At 52.9% G+C, this 21502-nt stretch carries 18 protein-coding genes; 6 read left to right on the forward strand and 12 right to left on the reverse strand.

Annotated elements, in window-relative coordinates:
- Window positions 1–229: 229 nt before the first annotated feature.
- Both M2400_RS06100 and M2400_RS06105 read right to left on the reverse strand, forming a co-directional pair.
- On the reverse strand, window positions 230–1243 hold the full coding sequence (locus tag M2400_RS06100; RefSeq protein WP_259198771.1) for a PfkB family carbohydrate kinase: 1014 nt from the start codon (window positions 1241–1243) through the stop codon (window positions 230–232).
- 183 nt (window positions 1244–1426) lie between these two features.
- Window positions 1427–2053, reverse strand: coding sequence for a TetR/AcrR family transcriptional regulator (locus M2400_RS06105; RefSeq protein ID WP_259198770.1), 627 nt, complete (start codon window positions 2051–2053; stop codon window positions 1427–1429).
- Window positions 2054–2301: 248 nt separating this feature from the next.
- Between M2400_RS06105 and M2400_RS06110 the strand changes: the two genes are divergently transcribed.
- From M2400_RS06110 to M2400_RS06120, 3 genes are all read left to right on the forward strand, one after another.
- Entirely contained in the window at window positions 2302–3483 is a 1182-nt protein-coding gene (locus tag M2400_RS06110; protein WP_259198769.1) for an FAD-binding oxidoreductase, read from the forward strand.
- Between the two features lie 653 nt (window positions 3484–4136).
- Window positions 4137–4814, forward strand: a complete 678-nt coding sequence (locus M2400_RS06115) for a GntR family transcriptional regulator (protein ID WP_259198768.1) — start codon at window positions 4137–4139, stop codon at window positions 4812–4814.
- Between the two features lie 39 nt (window positions 4815–4853).
- Complete coding sequence (locus M2400_RS06120; RefSeq protein ID WP_259198767.1) at window positions 4854–5603, forward strand: AraC family transcriptional regulator; 750 nt, start codon at window positions 4854–4856, stop codon at window positions 5601–5603.
- A 38-nt stretch (window positions 5604–5641) separates the two neighbouring features.
- Here M2400_RS06120 and M2400_RS06125 read toward each other — a convergent pair whose 3' ends face one another.
- From M2400_RS06125 to M2400_RS06165, 9 genes are all read right to left on the reverse strand, one after another.
- On the reverse strand, window positions 5642–7078 hold the full coding sequence (locus M2400_RS06125; protein WP_259198766.1) for an NAD-dependent succinate-semialdehyde dehydrogenase: 1437 nt from the start codon (window positions 7076–7078) through the stop codon (window positions 5642–5644).
- A gap of 39 nt (window positions 7079–7117) precedes the next feature.
- Complete coding sequence (locus M2400_RS06130) at window positions 7118–8740, reverse strand: choline dehydrogenase (RefSeq protein WP_259198765.1); 1623 nt, start codon at window positions 8738–8740, stop codon at window positions 7118–7120.
- A 76-nt stretch (window positions 8741–8816) separates the two neighbouring features.
- On the reverse strand, window positions 8817–9539 hold the full coding sequence (locus M2400_RS06135) for an amino acid ABC transporter ATP-binding protein (RefSeq protein ID WP_259198764.1): 723 nt from the start codon (window positions 9537–9539) through the stop codon (window positions 8817–8819).
- Complete coding sequence (locus tag M2400_RS06140) at window positions 9532–10182, reverse strand: amino acid ABC transporter permease (RefSeq protein ID WP_259198763.1); 651 nt, start codon at window positions 10180–10182, stop codon at window positions 9532–9534. Before M2400_RS06140 ends, M2400_RS06135 begins: the two co-directional genes overlap by 8 nt.
- A 21-nt stretch (window positions 10183–10203) precedes the next feature.
- A complete protein-coding gene (locus tag M2400_RS06145) occupies window positions 10204–10866 on the reverse strand; it encodes an amino acid ABC transporter permease (RefSeq protein ID WP_259198761.1) in 663 nt (220 codons plus the stop codon).
- 37 nt (window positions 10867–10903) lie between these two features.
- Window positions 10904–11719: a transporter substrate-binding domain-containing protein gene (locus M2400_RS06150; protein ID WP_259198759.1), complete on the reverse strand. Its 816-nt coding sequence runs from the start codon at window positions 11717–11719 to the stop codon at window positions 10904–10906.
- Window positions 11720–12319: 600 nt separating this feature from the next.
- Complete coding sequence (proC, locus tag M2400_RS06155) at window positions 12320–13105, reverse strand: pyrroline-5-carboxylate reductase (protein WP_259198758.1); 786 nt, start codon at window positions 13103–13105, stop codon at window positions 12320–12322.
- 35 nt (window positions 13106–13140) lie between these two features.
- Window positions 13141–17100 carry a trifunctional transcriptional regulator/proline dehydrogenase/L-glutamate gamma-semialdehyde dehydrogenase gene (gene putA / locus M2400_RS06160; RefSeq protein WP_259198757.1) on the reverse strand — a complete coding sequence of 1320 codons (3960 nt, stop codon included), beginning with the start codon at window positions 17098–17100 and terminating at the stop codon, window positions 13141–13143.
- 287 nt (window positions 17101–17387) lie between these two features.
- Window positions 17388–17588, reverse strand: coding sequence for a 4-oxalocrotonate tautomerase (locus tag M2400_RS06165; RefSeq protein ID WP_259198756.1), 201 nt, complete (start codon window positions 17586–17588; stop codon window positions 17388–17390).
- A gap of 338 nt (window positions 17589–17926) precedes the next feature.
- Here M2400_RS06165 and M2400_RS06170 point away from each other — a divergent pair, with 338 nt between their 5' ends.
- Window positions 17927–19210: an FAD-binding oxidoreductase gene (locus M2400_RS06170; RefSeq protein WP_259198754.1), complete on the forward strand. Its 1284-nt coding sequence runs from the start codon at window positions 17927–17929 to the stop codon at window positions 19208–19210.
- Here the strand turns inward: M2400_RS06170 and M2400_RS06175 are convergent.
- Window positions 19207–20070 carry a GntR family transcriptional regulator gene (locus M2400_RS06175; protein ID WP_259198753.1) on the reverse strand — a complete coding sequence of 288 codons (864 nt, stop codon included), beginning with the start codon at window positions 20068–20070 and terminating at the stop codon, window positions 19207–19209. The two genes, M2400_RS06170 and M2400_RS06175, sit on opposite strands and share 4 nt — an antisense overlap.
- Before the next feature lie 48 nt (window positions 20071–20118).
- Here M2400_RS06175 and M2400_RS06180 point away from each other — a divergent pair, with 48 nt between their 5' ends.
- Together M2400_RS06180 and M2400_RS06185 are read left to right on the forward strand one after the other, a co-directional pair.
- Window positions 20119–20967, forward strand: coding sequence for a VOC family protein (locus tag M2400_RS06180; protein ID WP_259198752.1), 849 nt, complete (start codon window positions 20119–20121; stop codon window positions 20965–20967).
- A 23-nt stretch (window positions 20968–20990) separates the two neighbouring features.
- Window positions 20991–21476, forward strand: a complete 486-nt coding sequence (locus tag M2400_RS06185; protein WP_259198751.1) for a hypothetical protein — start codon at window positions 20991–20993, stop codon at window positions 21474–21476.
- Window positions 21477–21502 lie beyond the last annotated feature (26 nt).

A 21502-nucleotide genomic window follows, 5' to 3' on the forward strand; every position in this document is an offset into this window, starting at 1 on the left:
TTTGAATTCTTCGGGGTAACGCGGGTTGCTCATGGCACCTCCTAATTGGCCTCAGTTTAAGGCATGGAGGTGTCTACGAAACCCGGGGCGATTCAGTGTTGCCACGCACAACACCGCTATCGCTCGTTGGTAAATGGCAACTGCGTAGCCAAAAACATCCATTGCCTACTGGTTCGTGTCGATTCTGCGCACCGGATTACGCATTGTTCGATAGAGCAGCATCCAGCGATCAATAACCTACTACGTTCAGCAAGTCTTTCACCTCAGCTAGCGCGGGAGCATGCGCTCCAGCATGGCGGCAAGATATGGATGCACAGGCTGCCGAAAACCGTAAACGATCCATCAAATCGGCTATACCCATCAGATCGGCAGCCAGCCAACCAGCCATGCAGGCGTCTCCTGCCCCCACAGTATCAGCGACGTCCACAGGAATCGCTGGCTGCTCATGTTGGCTGTCCGGCGTGTGCAGAATCATTCCGTGCTCACCGCGAGTAAAAAGGATGTGGGCCAGGGGATTTAGGGCCCGTATCTCGTCTATCGCCTGACTTTCGGTGAGCCCTGGGTAGATTTGCCTGATGTCTTCGTCAGAAAGCTTAATCATGTCGGCTAAGACGGTCATCGTTGGGAAGGTTTGCTCCCGGTAATGTCTGTCCATCAAATTACGCCAGCTGAGAGAGGCCATCATTCGGTAGGTCTCGATTTCCAGTAGACGTCTGATCATTCGTCCTTGGCGATAGGCATTCAGGCCTTTATTGATGAATAAAAACCGGTTTGTACCGTCAGGACAGAGTCGGAAATCACTCCAGACCACGGCATCAGATCCACCAATGACGGAGCCGCAAGGGTCTCTAAATGAGTAGCTCTCGAGGCTCTGATGCCATTCGGTATCGCTCTCCACCATTATCTGGACTGAATTAATTAGCCTAGGTAAATGTGGCTTAATCACCTCGGATAATTCCGGCGGCAATGCAGTCCAGTTCCGGAGTCCATCCTCAGAAGGCACCACCCAGGTCACCGTAAAAAATTCGGCATGCTGTTCCCATTTCAATGGGTGGCCACCCAGTCGCGAGATGCCTTGAACAGAGAGTGGATCTACGGATGTTTGGCAGAGTTTTTCCACAAGCGATTTGCACTCAAACGGATCGCCGATGAATGCTAAATGATAAACATGCGCGGGCTCCTCGAAGTAGAGGGACGGTCGAGCGTGTAATTCGTTATGGAGGGACTGTCTTTGGCTATGCATGAAGGGCTCGGATTGTGAGTGATCTGCCACTTATTCAGAGAGTGAACGTTAGAAATGATCCGTCCAGTGCTTGCTGCGCCCGCTTGTGAGGGCCCGCCTGTTGCGCCTTAGCTCTGCGCTGACGCTGCAGATACGCGGTTTTAGCGCGATCCATGTCGCTCCGGGCATGCCTCGTCGATGCAGTTAAGGAAGTAGAGAGGCCGCCTCGGTTGTCGCTGACAGAAGTTGGTTCACCATGCCATTGATGAGACTCACAAGTGTTGGCTCTGGCAGATTCCGGTGCTGCTTCAAAGTTACTGTGCAGCTAGTCAACCCGAGAATCCCGCAGGCAACGACTTCGGCGTCAATGCTTTGAAAAATGCCTTCTTTCATCCCTTTCCTTAGGATGCATTCGAGCTCCCGTGTATACAAATGCTCCTGTTCCAACACGCGCTTCTGCTGGGTAGGGTCTAGATGACAAGCTTCCATCTTGAGCAGACGCTCCTCTTGTTCGCAGTGCAGATGCCTATGTACGTTGAAGCGAATGAATGCTTCCAGCCGTGGACGCGTTGATCGGTGCTTCGATTTTTCGCGACGCCATGAGGCCAGCCGCTTCTGTTGAAGATGCTCCATTACTTCCTCTAGCAAATCCTGTTTGCTTGGAAAGTGGTAGTAGAGACTTCCTGCGTGAAGTCCAACTGTTTTTGCAAGGCCGCGCATGGACATCCCAGAAAAGCCTTGATCGGTGATCAGTTGGCACGCCGAGTCCACGATGTGCTGACCAATGGTAATTGCGCAGGGCGCATGGGCGGTGCCAATGGCGGTATTCATGTCCAAGCCGATCCCTGTTACTGGGGCGATTTGTATTTGACGCAGTACGGATCTCATAAGAAAGAATCTTGGCGTCGGTTTTTGTGCTTAAATCCGTTTGTCGTTAGCGCATTACTGCACAGTTGTTTAGGCGTCCGTAAATGTGCCGCAATGAATATAGAATTTAATCGTACCTCAAGTAAATAGGGGGTTTACAGTGGATCCACGAAAGGATACAAAGTCACCATCAATCCAGTAGGTGGCTACAAATGACTAAGCAAAATGTGCAGAAATTTGATGTTGCTATCATCGGGGGCGGCATCATCGGCTCCAGTGTTGCGTACCATATCCTCAAGGCATCGCCTGGTACGTCGGTATGCGTGATCGAGCCAGACTCAACCTATGAGTTCGCAAGTGCATTGCGTTCCTCGGGCGGTTGTCGAGTTCAATTCACCGGCACTGAGAACATCGAGATGTCGCTTTACAGCATTGAGCGCATCAAGAATTTCGAGCACGAGATGGAGTCGAAGGGTCGTCCAGCTCATGTGGATTGGGTTGAGGGCGGATACCTCTTTGTTGTCGAGCCTGAGCATGTCGCCACCATCGAGCGCAATGTACGCAAGCAGCAAGAGCACGGATGTGTGGTGGAGCTCCTTGACGCAGCAGGCCTCAAAAATCGCTTCCCCTCTATCAACAGTGATGACTTGGGGGTGGGCGCGCTTACCCCTCATGATGGCTGGTGTGATCCGAACGGTCTGCTCTGGGGTTACCGCCGCAAGGCTGTAGAGCTGGGGGCGGTCTACATAAAGGATAAATTCCTCGATGCGGTGGTGGATACGCACAAAGCGCAGACGGCAATTCTGGAATCTGGCTTACGCATTGATGCTGAAGCCTTCGTCAACGCCGGCGGAGCCTGGTCAGGACTGATCGCTGAGAAATTCGGAATGCATCTGCCGATTGTCCCTATGCGTCGATTCGAACACTACTTCACGCCTGCCACTCCAATGGAGCGGTTGCCTTACGTCAAAGACCTTTCGCGATTGGCATTTCGTTCCGAAGGGGAGGGGTTTTCTGGTGGGCTGGTCAACGGTGCTGAACCACGTGGCTTCAATTTTGAAGTGGATCACGATTACTGGGAGCAAGTGGTTTGGCCTGCAGTCGCGCATCGCTTCCCTGCGTTGGAAGCTGCTAAATGCCATCGCACTTGGTCGGGCCTGTATGAGGTCAACGAGCTGGATGGTAACGCCGTAATTGGCCGCTGGAGCACCAGACTGCCGAACCTTTACACCGTGGCAGGTTTCTCAGGTCACGGAATGATGCATGCACCAGCAGCAGGCCGAGCGATCGCAGAGCTGTTACTCCAGGGCTCGTACCAGTCCCTGGATCTGACTCGCCTGGGTTATGAGCGTGTGGAGGAAAATGTGCCTTACGCTGAAGAAGGCATTCTTTGATTCTCCGCATCGCTCAGAATCAAGGTGGTGATAGAGGCGCTCCTAGCTGACAGCCTCCGTCTATTAGTCAACCCTTTGGCGGCGGGAGGGACACACCTTCTCTACCCTGTTGGGGAGCCTTGCCCCACGGTATTTCCTCACCTGCCCAACTGTTGTGCTGGGCAGTTGTTTAAAGGAGGTGCAGGCCCGCATCGACTCATGTGATAGGCCGTTTCGATTTCTGTCGATTGATTAGCAGTCAGCTACCGGGAGCTCCGTTCCAGAGTTGAACAACAGAGATTTGCTGCTGAATTTATGCAGAAATACGTATCAATGAGAGTTTTTTATGTCCATCGATAATTGGCCATGCCCTAATTCAAGAATTGTCGAATAGGCCGTAGAATCTGGACTTTACAGTGGATCCATAAAAGGATACAAAGTGACGATCAAGGTTTTGTCGATTTTTCGCTTAATGGAATATGCAAAAATATGGTGATCAATACTGCCCTTAGGAGCACCATTCTCTCCTGCCATATCTGATCGCCGAGCAAGCCGACTCAGCCCTATCCAAAATGCAGAAGATGCATTTCTCAGACATTTCCGCCACGTAGGCGGGGTTGGAATCTCCTGATCCTGAGGCGTTCGTCTCAACTGTCCATCAAAAAGACTTTTCTATGCCCGTGCAAAATTCTCTCGAAGAAAACAAGATCGGCCTAAGCGCCGACGCCGTCACGAACCGCCTTCGGGAAATGATTCTGAGCGGTACTATTGGTATCGGTGTTCAACTCAAGCAAGTTCATTTGGCCAAGCAATTTGGAGTGAGTCGACTGCCAGTACGCGAGGCATTGAAAAGACTGGAGGCTGAGGGGCTCATTCGCCACGTTGTGCGGCAAGGCTCAGTCGTTGCGAATAAGTCAATTGCTGACCTGATTGAAACGTTGGACATCCGGATCGCCTTAGAGAGCAGAGCTCTCAAGCTGTCGATCCCAAAGCTTCAGGACTCCGACTTCAGTGCTGCTCGTGATGTGTTGCATCGTTACGAAGAAAGTAAATCTCCCAGAGAGTGGGGAGAGCTTAACCTGGAGTTCCATTCCATTCTCTACCAGGCCTGTCAACGTCCAACGTTGTTGAAAATGATCGCGGATACCGTCAAGGGCGTAGACCTTCATCTCAAGGTTTTGCAGTCCAATTCAGTAGATCAAAAATCTTCTCTCAAGGAACACGCTGACATCTTGGATGCTTGTGAGATCCGCGATGTTACGACCGCTATCCTCTTGCTAGAACAGCACATCGAACACACGCAGAATGCCTTGTTGCAAATGCCTGTTCTCCCTGAGTCGTTCGGACTCTGACATAGGCACATCACCACAGCTTAGAAACAGGATTATGAAATGGTCGATCTTGATTTTTTAACCGATCTCTCCTGCTCCGGGACGAATTTGTCGTTCGTCGAACAGCTCTTTGATCTGTTGCCGGATGTCCAGTTTTTCATCAAGGATCACGGCGCTCGGTATTTGGTAGTCAACCAAGCCATTGTTGAGCATGCTGGCCTATCGGACAAAAGAGAAATGATCGGGCGAACATGCGAAGAGATTTTCACCAATCCGGGAGGAAAGATTTCGCAGCAGGATTTGCATGTCATTGAGACCGGTAAAGAAGTCCTGAACGCGTTGGAGATGTGTCTTTCCCTGAACAAGCAACGCAAGTGGTGTCTGAGTTCAAAATTCAAGGTGCGAGGGGCTGTTCCAGGCGGAGCAGCGTTGGTTGGGATTTCTAAGGTGCTCCCTGCGACCGAGGAACGGCATGATAACTACAGGACGTTGAATTCATTTCTGGCGTATCTGAAAGAGAACTGCAACACGCCCATCCTGATAAAGGATGCTGGCAAAAAGTTTAATTTTTCTCCGGATGTGCTTGAGCGTCTGACCCGAGAGCTGTTCAGCCTCACCCCGAAGCAGATTCTCACCCAGCTCCGGATGGAGAGAGCTTGCACGTTACTGGAGACGACGACTCAGAGCGTAAATGAGATTGTCGGTGACTGCGGGTATGTAGATCACAGTGCATTCACTCGTCAATTCAAGGCAAGTACCCACTACACCCCCCTTCAATATCGCCATGCTGTTGCAGGGTTGCGTCGATAATGGGTGCTCCAACTTGGGTAGGTTGGAGCACCTTTTAGTTAAACTTGCGCGTCAGCTACCATTTTGGTTCGCAGATAAGCGTCCAGGCCTTCCATCCCACTTTCATGGCCGTACCCTGATTCATTGAACCCTCCGAAAGGGGTCTCCGCCTCATGCACAGACATGTGGTTGATGCCCACCACACCCGCCTCAACCGCTTGGCTCGCTCGTGCAGCAGTCGTTCCGTCGCGAGTAAAGATGTACGCGGCCAATGCATACGGCAGCGCGTTCGCTCGCTGAATCACCTCTTCGAAGGTGTCGAACACGGTCAGTGGAGCGAGCGGGCCAAACGGCTCATCAACCATGATCAATGCGTCATCAGGGACATCACGCATTACCGTTGGGGCAAAGAAGAAACCTTCACGTTCCAGTCGGCTTCCCCCTGTGAGCACCTTGGCGCCTTTCGCGACTGCATCGGCCACCAAGGCATCCATGTTATCCAAACGACGTTCGGTGATTAGCGGGCCCATTACTACGCCTTGCTCCAAGCCATTCCCGATGACTAGGCGCTTGGTGCGCTCCACAAAGCCTGCAATGAATTGCTCATAGATTGAGCGATGGATAAAGAAGCGGGTAGGGGATGTGCACACTTGACCAGCGTTTTTGAATTTCGCTGCCACGAGTTGGTCGAGAGCACGCTCCAGATTCGCATCCTCAAAGACCAACACAGGAGCGTGTCCACCGAGCTCCATTGTGCAGCGCTTGAGGGTATCCGCAGCCAGCTTTTGCAGCATTTTGCCAACAGGCGTGGATCCAGTGAGTGACACCTTCTTGGGGATAGGTGAGCCAATCAGGTATTCCGAGATCGGGCCTGGCGGGCCAAACACCAGACCGATAACTCCTGCTGGAATGCCCGCGTCCTGGAAGCAACGAACGATACTCACCGCAGTGCCAGGAGTTTCATTGCTTGGCTTCACGATGATGGAGCAACCCGCCGCCAGCGCGCCAGCAATCTTCAGTGCAACGTTACCTGCGGGGAAATTCCAGGCTGCGAATCCGAGCGCCGGCCCGACAGGTTCTTTAAGAACGCTCTGACGAACCAACGGATTTCGTGCAGGAATGATTCGACCATATGCCCTTTTGCCTTCTTCGGCGTACCAGCGAATGGCGTCTACACAGAACTGAACTTCACCCGTGGCTTCCTGCAGCGACTTTCCGTTCTCCTGGGTGAGCACACGGGAAATCTTCGGTTTGCGAAATTCCAGCAGATCAGCTGCTTTGCTGAGCATCGTCCATCGTTGGGCAGCAGTGAGCTGTTTCCATTCTTCAAACGCTCGCTGGGTAGCAATGAGAGCCCGGTCGAGGTCTTCAATGCTCGCACATGGAATGGTAGCAATTTCTGCTCCGGTTGCAGGGTTAAGCAAAGGGAGAGTTTCACCTTCGCTGCCCAGGCACCATGCTCCATCAATCAGCAATTCGATCTTTTCGTTAAACATGTGAACTCCAATGAATTTGGGTGTGGCGCTATGCCCGAATCAGCTTCGATAAAACGATGCTTTTGAAGGGGGAAGAGGAGTTTTGCCAGCGATGCGGTCGCTGATTTTTTCAGCCATCATCATGATCGAGGCACTGAGATTCGCTGTGACTACGCGCGGCATGATCGATGCATCTACGACGCGCAGCTTTTGAACGCCGCGCACGCGACCGTCTGAGTCAACTACCGAGCCTTCATCAGTCCCCATCCGGCAAGTTCCGGCAGGGTGATAAGAAGTGCCGGTATTAGCGCGTATGAATGCCTCCAGATCCTTATCGGACTGAGCGTCAGCACCTGGTGCAAGCTCCTCTCCGCGAATTCCATCCCATACTGGTTGCGCGATCAGCTTGCGAGCGAGGCGGATCGAATCGATCATGTCGCGCATGTCCTGCTGAGTACTCAGATGATTGAACACAATCAGAGGCGCGTCGGTCGGGTCTTTGGAGCGAAGAGTCACCGAACCACGGCTTTCGGGGCGAGAAAGATCGACCCAGAATTGGAATCCCGGAACGGCTACGAGCTTTCCGTTCCGTATAAAGCGGGTGAGTGGCAAAAACTCGAATTGAACGTTGGGAAAGTCGACGTCGTCACGGCTTCTTAGAAACGCACCCGTCTCGAAAAAGTTGGTCGCCCCTAGGCCTTTCTTCTGCATCAGCCACTGCGCACCCATCTTTACCTTACCGATGGGCCCAAGCTGCGAGACCAGAGAATCCTGATGGCGTGCGGCGTACTGGATATTCACCCCTGGATGGTTTTCCAGATTTTTGCCCACGGCAGGAAGGTGTACTTCGCTTTTGATACCTAGTTTGATGAGTTCGTCCGCGTCACCAATGCCTGACAGCATCAGAAGCTGTGGAGAGTTAAACGCTCCCGCGCACAGAATCACTTCGCGTTTGCAGCGAATTGAGTGGGTTTTGCCTTGATGGTCTACCTGCGCGCCAATGGCTACGTTCTTCTCGATATCAATCCGGCGCACCGTTGAGTGAATCCAGACTTCGAGGTTGGTACGGTTTTCCACTGGGTGCAGATAGCCCCTGGAAGAAGACCAGCGCACGCCGTTGTAAACCAACGCCTGAGCAATATGCAGGCCTTCTTGCTTATACCCGTTGTGGTCATTGGTCAGCGCATAGCCGGCTTGCTCGCCGCAGCGCAGGAAGGTGTCGTAAAGTTTGTGCTCGGCCTTGCAGCGAGTGATCTGCATTGGGCCTTCGCCACCTCGCCATTGGTCGGCGCCACCGGAGAAAGTTTCCATGCGGCGGAAGTACGGCAAGCAATGGGCAAAGCTCCATTCGGGGAGGCCGTTAGCAGACCAGCCCTCGAAGTCCAGCGGATTGCCTCGGTTGAAAATCATGGCGTTGATAGACGAGCTACCACCGAGCACTTTTCCTCGCTTTTCGTCGATCATGCGATTGTTCAGGTGCGGTTCTGGCCCGGAATCATAATGCCAGCCCAATTTCTTGCTTCCGTAAGCAAATGGCAAAGCCGCTGGCATGTCGATGATGAGCGATTTGTCTTTGCCACCAGCTTCAATCAGCAGAACTCGTACTGAGGGATCCTCAGTAAGTCGATTAGCGACAATGCATCCAGCGGAGCCCGCGCCAATAATTATGTAATCGTATTCCACGTGAGCCTCGATCTTCATATGACTCGAATTTGGGGTAGCGGCGATACTTCGATCCCACTACCGCCTTCAGCGCTGATCATTTAATGGACTTCAGGAACTCAATCGTCTCTGGACGTGTAGGATTGCGGATGACCTCGTCGGGAGTGCCCAGCTCATGAATGAGGCCGTGGCGGAAGAAGGCGACTCGATCCGAAACCTCTCGGGCAAATGCGATCTCGTGAGTAACCAACACCATTGTCATGCCGTCCTCTGCGAGCATTCTCATCGTATCGAGTACCTCGCCCACGAGCTGTGGATCTAGGGCCGACGTAGCTTCATCGAACAACATGTAATCGGGATTCATTGCCAGCGCCCGAGCGATCGCCATGCGCTGTTGCTGGCCGCCAGAGAGTCGTGTAGGGAACACGTTAAGTTTCTCTCCCAGCCCTACATGCTTGAGTTGCCGAACGGCTTCATTCTCTGCCTCCTCTCGGCTCTTGCCCAAAACCTTGCGTGGCGCGAGCATCACGTTTTCGAGCACCGTCAGATGCGGAAAAGCATTCCACTGTTGGAAAACTATTCCGATTTTGCGACGCAGTTGGTTGAGGTTCGTTTTTGGGCTGTGAACATCGATACCGTCAACCTTGATCGTGCCGGACTGAATTTTTTCCAGCCCGTTTATGCACATGAGCAGCGTAGATTTGCCAGAGCCCGAACCACCAATGATCGAGAGCACTTCGCCTTTCTTAACATCCAGCGAAACGCCTTTGACAACCTCTAGATCCCCAAAGGATTTGCGAACTTGATGGATATTAATCATTGCTGTTCAACCTTTTTTCAACGTGAGCGCCGCACCAGGCGACACCCCAACTCATGATGTAATAGATAAGACCGACGATGCACAGTACTAGCAGTGGTTCTTGGATGCGGGTAATGACCGATTGAGACGATCGCAGTAGTTCGTACAAACCTAACCACGTTACTAGCGCTGTGTCTTTCATTGCCGCCAGGGTCATATTCACCCACGATGGAAAGGCAACCCGTGCTGCAAGTGGCGCACTTATGAAACGAATTTCCTGCCAATAAGTTAGGCCCAGTGAGCGGGCCGCACGAGTTACGCTAGTTGAAACTGACTGCAAACCACTTCGGACGATATCTGTGCAGTATGCAGCACAGTAAAGTCCTAATGCGATGCAGCCAATAGTGAAGGTTTGGAAGTGCCACCCCAAGATGCTATTCAAAGAGTTGGCCAGTACAAACTGAATCAGGAGTGGCACGCTTCTGAAGACATCCAAGATCCAGCCGAGTGGTAGGGTCAGCCTGGGTGCATAATTTCGCAACCATCCAAGTACCATACCGAGCACGGTTCCTATCAGCACTGCCCAAAACGTCAGTTGTATGGTGAGCCAAGTACCGGATAGCAATATCATCAGGTCAGAGCTTGTAAAACTTGTATTGAACATGTGTTAATCCCTCGCTGGTGCTTAGTAGCGAAATAAGCGCCAACCCAACAGGCGGGCTAATCCGACCACCAATTTGCAAATGCAGTAATACATCACGGCTGCTGTTACGAAGAGTTCAAATGTGCGGAAGGTCTTGATGTTGATTTCTTGGGTTACCCCGGCAAGATCATTGTTCAGACCTACAATTACGCCGAGGGACGTCATCAGTACGGCCCAAACCATCTGGTTGGCAATCGGATGGAATACAATTCGCAACAGTTGTGGTACGACGATGTGCAGGTACGCTTGGGTAGCGGTGAGTCCAAGCGACCTTGCAGCTCTGATCTGAGTATCAGGTACCGCCTTCATTCCTCCTCGGAAACTTTCAGCCAGGTAGCCGGCATTGTTGAAGGTGATGCCGGCCACCAGAGCGACAAGCGATGGCACATGAAGGCCAAATGAGCCAAGACCAAAGTACAAAATGTAGATCTGAAAAAGCGAAGGCGTATTGCGAGCAATCGACACCCAGATCATTGCTATGCCTTTCAGGATCCGGAATGGCGATTCCCTCATAACTGTCAGCAGCAGCGCAATGATGACTCCGAGTAGCATTGAGATCGCAGCTATCTCAATGGTAACAAGGGCCCCGTCTAGCATAGCGGGGAGCGCTCGGCGTATCGCGCTCCATTGGATGTTGTAACTCATAACTGCCCTCGCAAATCAGATAACGGGTGACACACAATCATTGGAGCTCGCCTGATTTGCTTGGATCCAGAACTGGGCCGCCGATCCATTTGTTCCACAGCTCGGTATATCGGCCGGAGCGTGTTTGCTGGTTGACGAACAAGTTTAGATAGTTCAGAAAACCATATTCATCTCGTGCTACAGCCAGCGACACATAGTCGATCTGCCACGGCGCAGCGCCAGCAATCTTCAAACCTTTAAACTTCCCAGACTTAACTGCATCCTGAGCAACGGTATTTACAACAACAGTAGCATCGCTGTGACCTTGGCTGACGGCCAAGATATTGTCGTTCATGTTTTGGAATGACTTAAGACTACCCTTAGGGTCGTTCCATCGTTTGATATCAGCTGTAATGAATTCAGTGCCGTAGTTGCCTTGAGGAGTGCTGACCGTGTGCCCTTTCATATCCTCGTAGCCTTTGATGCCGGTATCTTCTCGTGTAAGAACGACATACTGGTATGCGAAATATGGAGCCGAAAAGCCAATCGATCTAGCGCGTTCCATTGTTGGTGATGTCGAGGCGACCGCGACGTCAGCGCGGCCAGAAATGATTGATGGAATTCGGTCAGGAAATGGAACGTCAACGATCGATGCCTTAACTCCCAAGGCCGCAGCGAGGTCTTTACAGTAATCTACGTCGAAGCCGGCCGGGTTGTTTTGAGCATCGCGAAAACCTGCTTGACCATTGTCCAGTGTGATCGCACAGCGAAGCGTTCCGTCCCCCACAATATCTTCCAATTTATCGGCATGTGCTGCTGATACAGAAGCCAGGCTGATCGCGGTCGCGAGATACACAACATTGAACTTATTCATAACGTTTGGATGCCTTTGTGGGTTAAGCACTAAGTGCTACAGGATCGATATTGATAGAGCAGAGAGCGTGCCAGTCTTCAGCGATGGTGCGTGTGGCGGGCGGAGAGCCTCGACCATTCGTCTCGTGTTCAAGGGCCAGTGAGGTGAGCCGATTTTCGTTGCAGCCCCGTAGGGACAAGGGTTTGCGTTTCCCCGCAGGTTCACGGAGGAAGTGAGAGGTGGCCCCGTGAAATCAGCAAATTTTTTTTCTGAAAATTGTGCAGAAAATCGTAATTTATTTATTGTGCAGAATTCCGTTTCCATCTCACGGCTTAAATCCACACTGCTACCAAAGGGAACATCTCCAAAGGTCGCCGAGTTGCACACTTTTTGGGCTAGATTTTGCAGTCTTTTCAGGTGGCGCACCTGGCTGGTGCAACTGGTTGGAATGAACGCAAAGTAAGGGCAAAATTTGCACACATTTGGTTTTAGAATATGTGCAGTAATCCGCTGTATTAGGGTGGCAGTTTGCACCCTTATTGACAGGAATTTGCTGTCGGAGTGATGAAGGGAGCTGGGGATGTAGACCCTGGCCACAGGTTGCCAGGGTCTGGGAGGAGATCAGTCTTGGGACAATTCCACTGATCGTTGGCGAGCAGCCTCTGCCGCAGTCTTCACAAGTTCACGTAGCGAGCTCTGCTTCTCAAATATATCGATCGCCGCAGCAGTTGTTCCATTGGGAGAAGTAACGGCCTTACGCAGGGCCTCAAAGCTAGCATCTGGTTGGCATTGCAGTTTCGCAGCACCCAGCGCCGTGTGGCTCGCCAACCTCTTCGCAAGCTCTTCCGGGAGGCCCATAGCCGCGCCAGCATCAGCCAATGATTCGCTGAAGAGATGAAAATAAGCTGGGCCGCTTCCGCTGATTGCAGTAACCGCGTGGAGCTGCTCCTCTTCATCGACCCAGCAGGCAATACCGACTGCCTCGAATAACCGAGTCAGATCATGCCGGCGCTGTCCGATATCAGAGTCTGTATAGAGCCCGGTGCAGCCGGCATTTACCATTACCGGTGTATTTGGCATTGCTCGTACCACTGGAATGGCGTGACCACTCGCAGTTTTCAACGTGGCGCTAGTGACTCCAGCCATTACCGACAGCAAAATTGCGCCTTGAAGCGCTGAAGCAGGTAACGCTGAAATTGCCTGGGCAGCCATGTTGGGTTTGACCGCCACGACGACAAGATCAAACTTATGGGAAGGCAGTTGGGAGAGGTCGTTAACGATTAGCGCCTGCATACCGCTGGGTGCTCCCGGATCGTACGCAGTTACTTCATTGACAAGGCCGGTGTTCAACCAAGCCTCGCCTAATGCACTACCCATTTTTCCGTAACCTAGAAACAAGACTTTCATTCAATTGTCCTCCGATCGGTTTGGTTTTGGCTGACTTAGTCGATGGTCATCAAGCTTGCGTTTCCGCCAGCAGCTGCCGTATTCACGCTTACCGCTCGCTCGATGACCAGACGTTCAAGGGCAACCGTTGTTTCGCCTTGGGATAGTCCTTGAACTCCAACAATGGCTCCTGCACGTTTCGCAACCTGCTGGCAGATCATCCGCAACTGATCTGAATCCCCGTGGTGGAGTACTGCGTCAAAATGCACGTCGTCTTTATCCCAATCAGACACCATCTGAATTTGAGAGGTGACCTCTTTGGGAAGGCTCGTCAGAAGTCGAACGCTGGAATCGGCGTCGAGCCAAACCGTACTGCCACCCACAGCCAGAACAGCTGCTAACTGGATCAGCAAATCGCCCTGTGTCTCGGCTATGCACAGCACCCGATCGCGACCGAGGATGCTGTAGGAGTTCCGTTCTCCTGTTGGGCCAGGAAGCAGATAAGTCATCCCGCTCTGAGACTGTTCTGCGAACCGTATACAGAGGTCACGTAGCTCGATTTTTTTATTCGCTTCCGCCCAGGCTTTCAACGCTTTCAGGGGGGCGAGTTGCTTCTCTTTGGCTCGCTCATCAGGCGCTGAGGATGCGGTGCGTGTGAGAGTTTTAGTGACTGAGTCCGAGGAAGAGGTCGAAAGCAGTCGATATAGGTAGAGAGGGCCACCCGCTTTTGGGCCTGTCCCCGACAACCCCTCACCACCGAATGGCTGCACCCCGACCACTGCGCCTACGATGTTGCGGTTGACGTAAATGTTGCCTGCATGGACGTTGTCGACGACTTTGGCAATCGTCTCATCGATGCGCGTGTGTACGCCTAGTGTCAGGCCATAACCTGACGCGTTGATTTGCGCAATCAGCTGATCCAACTCTTTGCGTTTGTAGCGAACAACGTGCAGCACCGGGCCGAAGATCTCGCGCTTCAGTTCGTCGAGGCTTTCAAGTTCGATGAGGGTTGGCATGACATAAGTGCCACGCTTTACTTCGTCCTTGTCCGCGATAGCGACTTGGTAGACGGAACGGCCCTTATCACGCATGGCTTGAATGTGCTTTTCAATACCAGATTTGGCTTCTGCATCGATCACCGGGCCGATGTCTACGGACAAGCGCTCAGGGTTGCCAAGGCGACTTTCAGACATTGCGCCTCTAAGCATCTCGATTACACGGTCGGCGGAATCCTCCTGCAAGCATAGTACGCGCAACGCCGAGCAGCGCTGGCCGGCGCTGTCAAACGCTGAGGAGACCACGTCTACGACCACTTGCTCAGTCAGAGCTGAGGAGTCGACGATCATCGCGTTCTGACCGCCGGTTTCGGCTATCAGTGGGATAGGCCGTCCTTGAGAGTCCAAACGGCCGGCGATGTTACGCTGCAGAAGGCGTGCGACCTCGGTAGAACCAGTAAACATAACCCCTTTAACGCGCTCGTCGCCGACCAAGCCGGCGCCTACTGTTTCCCCGCGACCAGGGAGAAGCTGCAGCACGCCTTCTGGCACGCCAGCACCCAGGAGAATACGGACTGCCTGGGCGGCAACAAGGGGCGTCTGTTCCGCTGGCTTGGCGAGTACAGAGTTGCCGGCAGCCAATGCTGCGGCGATTTGGCCGGTGAAAATGGCCAGAGGGAAGTTCCACGGACTAATGCACACCACGGGCCCGAGAGGACGGTGGGTATCATTCGAAAGGTCTTGCCTAGCCTGCGCTGCGTAGTAACGCAAGAAGTCTACGGCTTCACGGACTTCGGCGATCGCATTGGCAAATGTTTTGCCCGCTTCGCGTACGAGCAAGCCCATCAACGGTTGAATCTTCGATTCCATTTGATCAGCCGCACGATCAAGAATTGAAGCGCGCTGACTTGGTGGAGTGGCTTGCCAGATTGGCCCTGTGATTAGCGAAGCTTCAATCGCTGTGCTGACGTCATTGAGGCATGCTTCTTGGACGTAACCAACGATATCTCGATGATCTGAAGGGTTGCGCACTGGAATCGCTGTTCCTTGAACAGTCGGGCCACCAAGCAATGGGCCAGCTATCCATTCGTTGTGAGCAGTAGCTAGCAGGGCGCTGGACAGGGAGCCGAGACGGTGCTCGTTGGCCATGTCGATGCCACACGAGTTGGAGCGATCGCTACCGTACAGATGGCGCGGCAGAGGTATGCGCGGGTGGGGCAAGCCGAATCCCCCTTCCTGGTTGGCCATATTTTCGATGACCAGGACAGGGTCTGCGACCAGTTCTTGTATGGAGATGGAGTGGTCTGCAATGCGATTAACAAACGAAGTATTGGCACCGTTCTCCAGGAGGCGACGTACGAGGTACGCCAACAAGGTTTCGTGCGTCCCAACCGGCGCGTACACGCGACATGGGCGGTTCAGCTTGCCATCGGAAACCTTCCCAACAACCTGTTCGTACAGTGGCTCACCCATGCCATGGAGGCATTGGAATTCGTACTGACCTGGGTAGTAATTCTGTCCGGCAATATGATAAATCGCGGATAGCGTGTGCGCGTTATGAGTGGCGAACTGTGGGTAGATTGCTTCCGGCACTGAGAGCAATTTGCGTGCGCACGCGATGTAAGAAACATCGGTGTACACCTTACGTGTGTAGACCGGGTAGCCCTCAAGTCCTTCGACCTGTGCGCGTTTAATTTCACTATCCCAATAAGCGCCTTTTACAAGGCGAATCATCAGGCGGTGACGGCTGCGGCGGGCTAGGTCGATTACGTAGTCGATCACATAGGGGCATCGCTTTTGATATGCCTGAATCACGAAACCGATGCCATTCCATCCAGCGAGTTGCGGCTCAAAACACAGGCGCTCCAATAGATCCAGTGACAGCTCCAGGCGGTCAGCTTCCTCAGCGTCAATGTTCAAGCCGATGTCGTACTGCTTGGCGAGTAAGGTCAACGACAGCAGGCGCGGGTACAGCTCGTTCATCACCCGATCGTACTGGGCCCGGCTGTAACGGGGGTGCAGCGCCGAAAGCTTGATCGAGATGCCAGGCCCCTCATAAATGCCACGGCCGTGTGAGGCTTTGCCAATTGAGTGGATAGCTTGTTCGTAAGACGCAAGGTATTTCTGTGCATCGACTTCAGTGAGAGCGGCTTCACCCAGCATGTCGTAGGAGTACCGGAAGCCTTTGCTTTCGAATTTATTTGCATTCGCCAAGGCAGCAGCGATGGTTTCGCCGGTGACGAATTGCTCTCCCATCAGGCGCATGGCCATGTCTACGCCTTTACGGATCATAGGCTCGCCAGACTTGCCAATGATCCGACTCAGGGAGGATGTGAGGCCAGATTCATTATGGGTGCCGACCAGTTTCCCCGTGAGCAGAAGGCCCCAAGTAGCGGCGTTTACAAACAGTGATGTGCTATTTCCTAGATGAGGCTGCCAGTTACCGGTACTGATTTTGTCGCGTATCAAAGCGTCGCGTGTGCCTTTGTCGGGAACGCGGAGTAAGGCCTCGGCCAGGCACATCAACGCTACGCCCTCTTGCGAGGAAAGCGAAAACTCTTGTAGCAATCCTTGAACGATACCGGCACGACCGCTGGCATTTTTTTGGTTGCGCAGTTTCTCTGCGATCCCCGCCGCGAGCTTATTGGTAGCGTCGATCATCGCGTCAGATAGGCGGGCTTGTTCCAGCAACATTGGCACCGATTCAGTTTCGGGGCGACGGTAAGCGCCTGTGATCGCGGCGCGCAAGGTGGACTGGGGTAAAACGGTTTCGGCGAAATCCAAAAACGGCATGAGCGGGCCGCTGGCTTCGATCTCTGACAGCGGCAAGGAGGGCTCATCATCGGAGGTCGGAAAATTCAGAAGGTCGTTGACGATATCTCCACGCTCGGATCGCTCAATGAAGTGGAGGATGAGTTGTTTGATGACAAAATGAGGAGTTCTGTCGGCGCCGTGGGCCGCCTTCTTTAGGCGGTCTCGGGTTTCGGGGGATAACTTCACTCCAACAGTCGACGTGCTCATGTGTGATCCTTGCTAATCAGAGTTAGCGTTTGCTCGGTGCTTGGCACAAGCCACAACGCCTTGAAATATTATTCGTTAATTAGATTTCGTATACTTTCACGTCTGCATCAATTGATGCCGTGCTGACTGCTAGGCAGTTAGCCGGCGAGAGCGCCAAGTCAATGCCATTGACTAAAAGCTTGCCGCTGCGGTGATTTTGCTCGGAGCTTAAGCGTCTCGCCCTGTTATCGTCGCTCTACCAGGTATCCCCATCGCATGCGGTTGGATGGGGGGGGGGCTTTAGGATCTTAGCTAGCCTCTGTAGCGGGGGTTGAGTAAAAGCGGCCTCCATGGGCCCAGTTCTCAGGGGCGATTTCAGCAAATATGACATCCACACTTTCCGGAGAGCACTTCAGCACGTCTGCGGTCAGGCGAGTGACCTCCTTCACGTACTGAGCTTTTTGCTCTTGCGACCTACCAGTGCAAAGTTCCACACGGACTGTTGGCATCTCAGATTCCTCAGGTTGTTATCAGATTTAAGAACCGCTCATCGCCGGCACTCCTACCCACCACCTTTCCAGGGAATGAGGTAGCACCTAGGTGCAACCGTACACAGATATCCAAAGTTGTACAATCGTATACTATTACAGTAATGTGTATTCCGACCTACGGCCTTAAAGCACGAGCCAGTGGTACCTGCGCTGCTATAGGGGGCGTAAGGCATACATAGGTGAAGCAGGTTGGCGGTCACCGTCGACCATCAATCCCCACTCTGGATTGCTCAAAGTCTTTGCGGCTTCGGGCGAACTGAGGTTTAAGAATGAGCAGACACCGCAAGGACTCCCTATTGGGTGAACCACTCAATATGCCTACTTCGCTTTGGTCTACTACTGCCGAGGCTGGCCCGCCATCGGAGCACTTGATGCGGAGTGAGGCGGCGGACGTCATCATTGTGGGGGCAGGATTTACTGGTCTTTCGGCAGCCATTCACTTGGCAGAGGCTGGGCTTTCTTGTGTGGTACTCGAAGCAGCTGAGCCGGGATGGGGCGCGTCTGGACGAAACAACGGTCAAGTAATCGCAGGTCTTAAACAGGATCCCGATGTCATCGAAGGTCTCTACCCTGGTGAGCAGGGGCGTAGATTGGTGCAGTTTGGCAGTGACGCGCCAGCCGAGGTATGGAGGCTGGTGGAGAGACATTCAATTAGCTGCGCGCCGAACCAACAAGGATGGATTCAGCCAGCCTTCACAGCAGCAGGCGCTACGGCAGTAAGGTCACGACACTTGGCTTGGCAACAACGCAAGGTGGACGTGCAGTTGTTAGAAGGGGCACGTTTGCACCAGCTTTTAGGCACTACGAAGTACAGCTTGGGGTGGCTGGATCCGCGTGGTGGGTCTGTGCAGCCTCTGAGTTATGCGCGTGGTCTTGCCAAGGTCGCCGTGGCACTTGATGTACGCATATTCGGCTCAGCGAAGGTAGATGATTTGCGTCCGAGCACAGGGAAGTGGACTGCATCAGTCGGCCGACACAAGGTCACAGGTCGGCATGTGTTGGTCGCTACAGGGGCATATGCTGACCAGCTGGTTCCTAAACTTCGTACCTCGTTTGTACCCGTGCGTACTGCACAGGTGGCGACTCGGCCACTTCCCGAGGCAATGCGCCAAGTCATCCTTCCAAATGGTCACGTTTCATCGGACACACGGCAATTACTCACCTCTTTCCGATTATCGCCGGACGGACGCCTTGTCATGGGGGGCTCCGGTGCAACGGCTTGCTTGGATCATTCTGCAATTGTTCCTTACCTGCATAAAGCGGGTCGGGAGCTTTTTGGTCACTTAGGACGAATGGAATGGGAGTTTCATTGGAGTGGCTATTTTGCTGTCACTACAGATCACCTACCGCATGTGCATGAGCCCGAGCGCAATTTGCACATTTCGGTTGGCTGTAATGGCCGAGGAATTGCCGTCTCTACCTCACTCGGAATTCAGATTGCCAATCGAATCCTTGGAGCGTCTGCTGCGGAATTGGCTGTTCCTGTTTCGTCGATCAAAACCGTCCATTTCCACATGTTTCGAGGGATTGGTGTCAAAGCGGCAACGGCCTTCAAACGGCTTCAGGATCGACGAGGTTAGGAGGGCGTTGATTCTGAAAGTTCACCACGAATCGAATGGCGGAACGAACCCTGAACCTCGCGTTGTGTTTGTTCTATGTGTTTACGAAGCAGCGCTACGGCCTTGGCTGTATCACCCTGTTCGCAAGCATCGAGGATCTGAATATGTTCCTTATGCGACCTCGTATGTCCCGCTACACCGGAGACACGCAAGCGGAGCATACGGCCCATGTGGTCTTGTACGGAGCGAATCATTGTGACTAGACGTGGCCTATTGGCTGGGGCGTAGAGGCAGGCATGAAAGCTCATATTAAGATCACTCCACTCCTCTTGGGTCATAGCCTGGTCGTACGCAGCCAGAAGCTGACGCGCTTTAGCTATGTCCGAGGACGCCATATTTGGGACTGCCAGCTCCAGCGCGCGACACTCCAGCGCCAAGCGCATGTCGAGCATTTCGATGTAATCACTGACGGTCAGTGTTGCAACGGTTGCTCCAGCGTTTGGTGTCAACACCACCAAGCCCTCGGACTCCAAGCGAGTGAGCGCTTCACGCACTGGTATCTTGCTGACGCCGATTACTCCGGCGATTTCATCTTGGCGAATGGGGGCACCTTCGGCGAGTGTTCCGTCGGAGATACGCCGCTTGATTTCTTCATAAGCTCTTTGCGCGGCTGTGATTGCCTTCTTCGCTGGTTGCATGCCCAGGGATACCTTAGTTTGACCGCTTGGTTCTGTCTTTTTAGGAGCAAGAAAGTATACCAAATCTAGATTTTTAATATTTGCGGAGGCATTCCATGGTCGAGCCTTACCGCGGATCACAAACAGCAGGTCAAAGAAGATTTTGTAAGTGGCATTGAAGCTCACTCCATCGGGTTTTTGCATGGACAGGCCGAGCCGTCGATCTCATGTATCAATAAATAAGGAAAAGCTATGACCGCAAAAGTAGGAAGGGTTGATCATCCTGTTGTGGCGGTAAACGACCTCAGGGCGACGCGTGCGCAGTACCAGAAGCTAGGCTTCGTAGTCCCGCCTAGCGGGAAGCATCAGGAGTGGGGCACCGAAAATCTTTGCATCATGTTCCCTGGGGATTATTTGGAAATCCGCGGAATCGGGGATCCGAGTAAATTTTTAGCGGGAGTCGATAAATTCCTGGAGAAAGGCGAGGGTCTGTACAGCGTTGCTTTCAATGCGAAATCCGCTGACGATAGCTACCTGGCAGGAATTAGGGCGGGCTTGGGCATTGAACCGCCAAAGGCGTTAAATCGTAAACTCGTACTCGAAGACAAAGTACTAGACCTTCATTTTCGGACGGTGATGCTCGACCACAGTCTTTATCCTGGATTGACCCACGCCAATCTCTGCGAGCACCTCACCGCGGACACATTGCGCCAGCCGGGCTGGCTGAATCACCGAAATGGTGTCGTTTCGTTTGGTCGTATAGTCGGTGTCATTAGCGATTTCGATGCTGCGCAGACTGCTTACAACAAGCTACTTGGGCCCGAGAGCGTACGTCGAGATACCGATCGCATTTGGCTGAACTTCGGGGAGGGCGCGGGTGTAGAGTTGATCACCGCCAAGGAGGCTGAGTCGCGCGGAGACGCTCATCCAAACAGAGGTGATGCCTATCTCGCCGCCGCTACATTGTTAGTCAAGGACGTGGCTAAAACCGCCCACGTGTTTGAAGAGAATGGTGTCGAGTTCACGCAGGTATCGGAGGGAATACTTAAGGTGAACCCAAAAGATGCCTGTGGTGCACATCTCTATTTTCAGCAGGCTTGACTGCCTGATGCTGCATGTCACAAATGCGTAAAGTTGTCGCGATTGTCAGGAACTATCAGGAAAGAATCTCGGCTGAGTCTGTGGCACGCTATACCCGCGTACGTCTTGAAGATGAGTCTGGCAAGACATACTACATCAAACGCTTGGTTGTCCCTGGCTATCTAGCTAGAAAAGGGGCTTTCAGCAGTGATGTGCCACGGACGTGGTATGTTAAGAATGTTGATAAACATACTGTTGTGATTGTGGGATTTGAGGACAGTGCGGGCAAGTTTTTCTACGACCTTGACGAAGTAAAGACCCTTTCCAAGGGCGCCAGGGTACAGGGTGTTATTTATGCCATTGCTGCTGTGCCAGCGCCCATAATCGTCGCTGTAGCGACTTATGGTCTTGGGCTTCTATTGATGCCACTATTCGTTTATCAGGCTTACAAGTACCTCATCAAAATCCCTTCGCTTCTTAGTCAGGCGACGCTGAAGAGGGATTTCCAGGGTTTCGGAATCAGCATTTAAAGCGCTTGTGGATCTGTCGTAGGCTT

Source organism: Pseudomonas sp. BIGb0558 (genome assembly GCF_024807515.1).
In the GTDB taxonomy this organism is placed as follows: Bacteria; Pseudomonadota; Gammaproteobacteria; order Pseudomonadales; family Pseudomonadaceae; genus Aquipseudomonas; species Aquipseudomonas yamanorum_A.